Raw genomic sequence first — 4,425 nt, forward strand, 5'->3', positions numbered from 1 at the left:
ACCGTGCCAGCCGGTCGAGCTTGGTCACGACGAGGGTATCGCCGGCTCGGCAGGCGGCTAACGCTTCGCGAAGACCTGGCCAGGCCCGGTTAGTTCCGGTAAAGCCCTGATCGGTAAACGTCTTTTGGAGTGAGACGCCGAGGGTGGCGATGGCGTGCTTTTGGGCGGTGAGGTCTTGGTCGTTGGTGGATACGCGTGCGTAGCCGATAAGCATGCAGGTCATGCTTCTGTCGGGTACCGTTTATCCCCCCTTTACCGGGCATTTTCTCGGGTGGGGCATCCGGGAATGGGACGGTCTCGAATGTGAATCGCGGCGCCAAATGGCGGCCTTTTCGCAGCGCTGAACGTCACCCCAACGCACGTAAGCCGATCCTTCAACAGTGGTGATCAGACCGTTCCGCCGGTCGCACGGATCGCCTCATCGACCGGCGTATGTCTACTCTGCCCGTCTCTAAATGCGACGATAGGGTCTTGATGCGGCAGGTGCTCAACGGTCGCAACCGTTGCTCTCAGGACCAGTACTGCGTGTTCCATGGCCCGGTCGCTGTTCCGATCAGTACAGTGTCCTCTTCGGCCCCATCGAAATGGATCGCGTGAGCTGGCACAAACAAGAACGACCCCGCCGGGAAGCGATCCGCGTCTCCCTTGATGAAAGAGGTGCCGTATCCGAGCATGAGTTCGCCGGAGGCCACGTGCAGGTGCGCGTCGGCGATGTGGTGGTGCGGGGCGTCGAATACGCCCGCGGGGATAAAAAACGCGTAGGTGAACATGTGCCCTGGCTCACGAGAGCCGACGAGTGTTGCGGACTTCGTGCCGTCGTCGTGAACCGTCTCCCATGGGATGAGGCGGGAATCAAACGACTGTGGCTGCTTCGGTTGCATACCGTCATGGTAACCGCGGCTCACAGCGAACGTTCGCGGAATACAGACACCGCGCTGCTTGGACATAGGGCGACGAAACCTGGGCCGGCTTCGCCAGACCTTCAACAGCATCCAGCGCCCGTTTACCGGTCCCTGAGCGCGACGCGGAACGTCTCGAAAAAGTACAGCTTTCCAAGACACCAAGCGAGCCTGGATCTTGCTCGTCACTTCCCGCTAGATCTCGGGGTGACTGAACGTCTCAGAAAGTCATCTCATCACAGTTCATATCTCACCGTTCTGGTTGGGGTTTTTCGAGGCAAAATGGAGCGTATGAGATTGCTCGGCTACACCCGCATCAGCACTTCGAGCCAGGACGCTCAACTCCAGCTGGATGCGCTTATCGCCGCCGGGGTGCAGAAGCGAGATGTGTTCGCCGATGTCACGTCCGGGAGTAAGACCGCGATTGAGCGGCCGGGGATGAAGAAGCTGCTCGAGCCCAACACCCTCACATAACTACACGATCAAGGGATACGAAGAAAGTAACGGGGCGAACGGAGGAACCTGCACTCCTACCGGGGGTTGGTCAGGGGCGCGGCGAAGAATTCTCGCTCGTGCGCGGCCGAGGCGCGGAACGCCTGGGCCATGCGGTGCCGGGCCGGTTCAGCCGCTGCTGCGGCCGCGGCGGTGACAATCTTGATCGCACGTGCGGTGGAAGCGGCGAACTCCTCATCCGCGTAGGTGTCCAGCCAGCTGCGGTACGGATGCGCGTCGTGCGAGAGCGGATGCAGCCGCGTGCCGACATCCTGGTACATCCAGAAGCACGGCAGCAGCGCCGCGGCGAGGACGCCGTAGTCGCCGCTCGCGCCAGCGGTCGACAGGTGGTTGAGGTAGGCCGTTGTCGTCTCGCTGGGCTGCACGCCGGCCAGGGTCTCTTCGGCGATCCAGCTGGAGTGCAGGTCGAGTTCGGCGGCGATCGCGCCGTGCGCGCTGGCCGCCCAGAACGCCTGCTCGGTGGCGGTCGGGGCGAGCCGGCTCGCGACGGCCAGCATCCGGGCGTAGTCGCGCAGGTACAGGGCATCCTGGGCGAGGTACCAGATGAAGGCGTCCCGGTTCAGGGAGCCGTCCCCGAGCGCTCGGATGAACGGCAGCTCGTCGGTGTCGGTGCGGATGTCACGGATGTCGTGCCACCATTCCTCGGCGACCTGGGCCGGGCTGGGGCTGGTGTGCAGGCCGCCGCGCTGCCACAGGCCGGCAAAATGCTGGATCGGTCCGTGGCCAGAGCCGACCTGCAGGTCGCCAGAGTGGGCGATGCTCTCGGTCAACCATAGTTTCGCCTCGGCTACCGCGTCCCCCCAATCTGCCAGGCTCGGCCCCGCCGTGCCGGCCCGAGCCGCTACCCGGGTCGCGACAGCGGAGGAGAAAGAACACCCGGTTCCGTGAGTGTTCGGGGTGTCGATCCGCAGCCCGGGAAACTCCCGCACGGTGTGGGCGTCGACGAGGGCGTCTGGTACGAGGTCACCGGCGAGGTGTCCGCCCTTGGCCAGCACGAGGACCCCGTACGTCTCGGCGACGTGCTGCGCCTGGCGCAGCACCGCCGACCAGCTCGTCGCCACAGGAACACCGACAAGGATGGCCAGCTCCGGGATGTTGGGCGTCACCAGGTGCACGACGCTCAGCAGATCGCGCAGAGCCTCCTCAGCATCCTCGGTGAGCAGGCGGTCGCCGCTAGTGGCGATCATCACCGGGTCGAGCACCACGAGCCTGGGCTTCACTTGGCCGAGCCACTCGCTCACGGTGCGGGAAACGTGCACGTCGGCCAGCATCCCGATCTTGACGGCATCGATCTCGACGTCGTCACTCACGGCGTGCAGCTGCTCGCGCAGGAACGAGACCGGCGGCACGTGCACCGCGCGCACACCGTGGGTGTTCTGCGCAACCAGTGCGGTCACCACGGCCATGCCGTAGCCCCCGTTCGCCGCAATGCTCTTGAGGTCGGCCTGGATGCCCGCTCCGCCGGTCGGGTCGGTACCAGCAATGCTCAGCACGCGGGCAATGCGAGGGGATGCGCCGGTCATGCCGTCACGCCCCAGGCTGCCCGCAATTCGCGGGCGGCCTGCTCGGGGTGCGGCGCCGCACAGATCGCCGACACCACGGCGACGCCCGCCGCCCCGCACTCACGGAGGGCGGCCAGGTCGCGCAGGCCAATCCCCCCGATGGCCACGACCGGCAACGTGCTGACCCCGACCAAGCGAGCGAACTCGGCCAGCCCCAGGGCAGGGGGCGCGTCACTCTTGGTGCGTGTGGCGTGCAGTGCGCCGATGCCGACGTAGTCGATCAGGGCAGGATCCTCGGCCGCGCGGCGCAGCTGGGCATCCGTCGATGCGCTAAGCCCGATCATCGCGTCACCCCCGACGAGGTCGCGCACCGCGCCGACGGGCAGGTCGGATTGCCCGACGTGCACCCCGGTCAGCCGGCGCCCGGCGGCACGGGCGGCCAGGAACACGTCGACCCTGTCGTTCACGATCAGCGCCACGGTGTCGGGCAGCACATCCGCGATGCGCAGCACGGTGTCGAGGAACTCCCGCCCGGCGGTCTCCTTCTCACGCACCTGCACGGCGCTCACGCCTCCGGCAACGGCGTGCCGCACCACGTCCACGATGCTGCGCCCGGCCGCCGCGGCCTGCCCCGAGTCGGTCACCAGGTATAGCGACAGGTCGAGGTTCATCGGAGCACCGCCCGGCGTGCGATGTCCCGCGCGTTGACGGTGGACAGGGCGTCCACAAAGGCGACAGCGAAGCTGCCCGAACCAGCGGCGGACTCTGCCGCGAGCTCGGCCGCGACGGTGTACACCGTGGCCGCGGCCACCGTGGTGACGAACCTGTCGGCGTCGACCGCGGCGAACGCGGCCATGACCGCGCCGAGGGCGCAGCCCCCGCCGGTGACGCGGGTGAGCAACGGATGCCCGTTGTCGATGCGCACCAACTCACGGCCATCCGTGATGATGTCGACAGGCCCGGAGACGGCGATCACCCCACCGGTCATCCCGGCCAGCGCGTACGCTGCGGCCAGGGCGGCATCCACCTCGTCGGATGAATCCACCCCGCGGCCGCCGGATCCGGCGCCCGCCAGCGCGATTATCTCCGACGCGTTTCCGCGCACCACCGTGGGTCGCAGGTCGCGAAGGGCGAAGGCCAGCGGCGTGCGCACGGGCAGGAAACCGACGGCAACGGGGTCGAGCACCCACGGTGTTCCAGCATCGTTCGCGGCTGTGACGGCCTCGACCATCGCGTCGCGTTGTTCGGCGGTGGGCGTGCCGAGATTGACGAGCAGCCCAGATGCGATCCGCGCGAACGCGTCCGCCTCGCCCGGAAGGTCGACCATCGCGGGCGCCGCACCGAGCGACAGCAGCACGTTAGCGGTGAAGTTCACCACGACGCTATTGGTGAGACACTGCACGAGGGGCGGGTGGGACCGCACCTCGTCGAGCGCTGAACAGGTGAATGAAATAAGTTCTTCTGGCGTGCGCATTTGCGCGACATCCCTTCGCTAGTACTAACTAGATCAG

Annotated in this window: 5 protein-coding genes and 1 pseudogene; 1 reads left to right on the top strand and 5 read right to left on the bottom strand. The window is 66.7% G+C overall.

Annotated elements, in window-relative coordinates; all coding sequences use genetic code 11:
• Both CXY82_RS00250 and CXY82_RS16815 read right to left on the bottom strand, forming a co-directional pair.
• A partial coding sequence (locus CXY82_RS00250) for a recombinase family protein (protein WP_146068990.1) occupies positions 1 to 223 on the bottom strand: 223 nt, incomplete at its 3' end.
• A gap of 286 nt (positions 224 to 509) precedes the next feature.
• Complete coding sequence (locus CXY82_RS16815; RefSeq protein WP_146068991.1) at positions 510 to 770, bottom strand: cupin domain-containing protein; 261 nt, start codon at positions 768 to 770, stop codon at positions 510 to 512.
• A gap of 420 nt (positions 771 to 1,190) precedes the next feature.
• On the opposite strand from CXY82_RS16815, the pseudogene CXY82_RS00260 reads away from it, so the two are divergent.
• Positions 1,191 to 1,355: pseudogene (locus CXY82_RS00260) on the top strand (recombinase family protein); the annotation flags it as partial.
• A gap of 74 nt (positions 1,356 to 1,429) precedes the next feature.
• On the opposite strand, the gene CXY82_RS00265 reads toward CXY82_RS00260, so the two are convergent.
• From CXY82_RS00265 to thiM, 3 genes are read right to left on the bottom strand one after another with little or no spacing between them, the layout of a single operon-like run.
• Positions 1,430 to 2,935, bottom strand: coding sequence for a bifunctional hydroxymethylpyrimidine kinase/phosphomethylpyrimidine kinase (locus CXY82_RS00265; protein ID WP_199180824.1), 1,506 nt, complete (start codon positions 2,933 to 2,935; stop codon positions 1,430 to 1,432).
• The gene (gene thiE, locus CXY82_RS17450) at positions 2,932 to 3,585 is read right to left on the bottom strand and encodes a thiamine phosphate synthase (protein ID WP_199180825.1); all 654 of its coding nucleotides are present in this window, start codon (positions 3,583 to 3,585) and stop codon (positions 2,932 to 2,934) included. The genes CXY82_RS00265 and thiE overlap by 4 nt, the downstream gene beginning before the upstream one ends.
• Positions 3,582 to 4,388, bottom strand: coding sequence for a hydroxyethylthiazole kinase (gene thiM, locus CXY82_RS00270; protein ID WP_104169176.1), 807 nt, complete (start codon positions 4,386 to 4,388; stop codon positions 3,582 to 3,584). Before thiM ends, thiE begins: the two co-directional genes overlap by 4 nt.
• Positions 4,389 to 4,425 lie beyond the last annotated feature (37 nt).

Origin of the sequence: Cryobacterium sp. M23 (genome assembly GCF_002929655.1) — a bacterium.
Classification (GTDB): Bacteria; Actinomycetota; Actinomycetes; order Actinomycetales; family Microbacteriaceae; genus Cryobacterium; species Cryobacterium sandaracinum.

Coding starts and splice junctions, on each gene's coding strand:
- CXY82_RS16815 (WP_146068991.1), bottom strand. CDS start 770: ATGTTCACCTACGCGTTTTTTATCCCCGCGGGCGTATTCGACGCCCCG.
- CXY82_RS00265 (WP_199180824.1), bottom strand. CDS start 2,935: ATGACCGGCGCATCCCCTCGCATTGCCCGCGTGCTGAGCATTGCTGGT.
- thiE (WP_199180825.1), bottom strand. CDS start 3,585: ATGAACCTCGACCTGTCGCTATACCTGGTGACCGACTCGGGGCAGGCC.
- thiM (WP_104169176.1), bottom strand. CDS start 4,388: ATGCGCACGCCAGAAGAACTTATTTCATTCACCTGTTCAGCGCTCGAC.